Source organism: Marinomonas arctica (assembly GCF_003259225.1).
GTDB lineage: Bacteria > Pseudomonadota > Gammaproteobacteria > Pseudomonadales > Marinomonadaceae > Marinomonas > Marinomonas arctica.
In genome coordinates, this window is the sequence record NZ_QHJF01000073.1 from 1 (window position 1) to 664 (window position 664).

The window sequence follows — 664 nt, forward strand, 5'->3', positions numbered from 1 at the left end:
TAGAAATCTTCCACCTAGACTCAGAACTTCAGCCAATAAAAAATGCTAAATATACTGCTATTTTAAGTGACGGCACTGAAATCAAAGGCGTGCTTGATGGTGATGGTTACGCAAAAATTAATGATGTTTCTAACGGCGTAGCGACGGTGTATTACGAGACAGAACAGACCTTTGCTGATGTGCCAAGGGAAGCTATTGGCGGTGTTGTCAGCCGTCTTGATAGCCTATTAGGAGAGTAATATGTTAGGGAATGATGTATTTGGATGGCTATACGACAATTTAGAAGACGCCTACCAGTCAGGCGAAGACTATATCAAGCAACAAGCGCAAACCGTAGCGGATTCAGTTACCGCATCAGTTGAGTGGATCTGGGAGGCTTTACAAGGCGACTTTAATGAAGATATGACGACAGGGCAGATTGCTGCCAATGCCGTATTGGGATTGATTCCCGTGGTGGATCAGATCTTAGATTGTCGCGATGTCGTTGCTAATTGTAAGCAAATCAACAAAGACAAAACCGATACATGGGCTTGGGTTGCTTTATGCCTCACCTTGATCGGCTTAATCCCGACCTTAGGTTCGGCAGTGAAAGGGGTATTGAAAATCCTCTTCCTCTATTTACGCAAAGCCGGCGGGGACGTTGCTAAAGTTATAACGCCAGCAC

At 44.9% G+C, this 664-nt stretch carries 2 pseudogenes; both read left to right on the forward strand.

Annotation, left to right across the window (positions count from 1 at the left end):
* A pseudogene (locus tag DK187_RS20870) lies at positions 1 to 239 on the forward strand (type VI secretion system tip protein VgrG); the annotation flags it as partial.
* Position 240: 1 nt separating this feature from the next.
* Positions 241 to 664: pseudogene (locus DK187_RS20875) on the forward strand (hypothetical protein); the annotation flags it as partial.